The organism is Aquabacterium sp. A08 (genome assembly GCF_011742065.1).
The window spans coordinates 1-337 of sequence record NZ_JAAQQT010000101.1 but is presented as its reverse complement, the minus strand read 5'-3'; the positions used below and the strand labels follow the sequence as shown (position 1 = coordinate 337).

Here is a 337-nt window from a genome sequence, read left to right as displayed (position 1 = left end):
TGTGCGCGCCGTAGCTCAGGCCGACGCTGGCCGAGGCGCGGGAGATCTCCTCCATCGCGATCATGTGCGCCAGGTAGCCCATGTTGGCGCCGCCGAATTCCTCGGGCACGGTGATGCCGAGCACGCCCAGGTCGCCCATCTTGCGCCACAGGTCCATGGGGAACTGGTCGGTGCGGTCGATCTCGGCCGCGCGCGGGGCGATTTCGGCCTGAGCAAAGTCACGCACCGCGTCGCGCAGGGCGTTGATGTCGTCGCCGAGCATGAAGTCCAGGCCGGGCAGTGGGGGCAAAGCGCTCATGGTGGGGTCTCCTGTGGGGAAATCGGAAGAAAAAAGGGG

Annotated in this window: 1 protein-coding gene; it reads right to left on the bottom strand. The window is 67.1% G+C overall.

Annotated elements, in window-relative coordinates:
* Positions 1-298 (bottom strand): acyl-CoA dehydrogenase family protein (locus tag HA630_RS26685; protein WP_208299886.1); only part of this gene is annotated, 298 nt, incomplete at its 3' end.
* Positions 299-337: the final 39 nt, after the last annotated feature.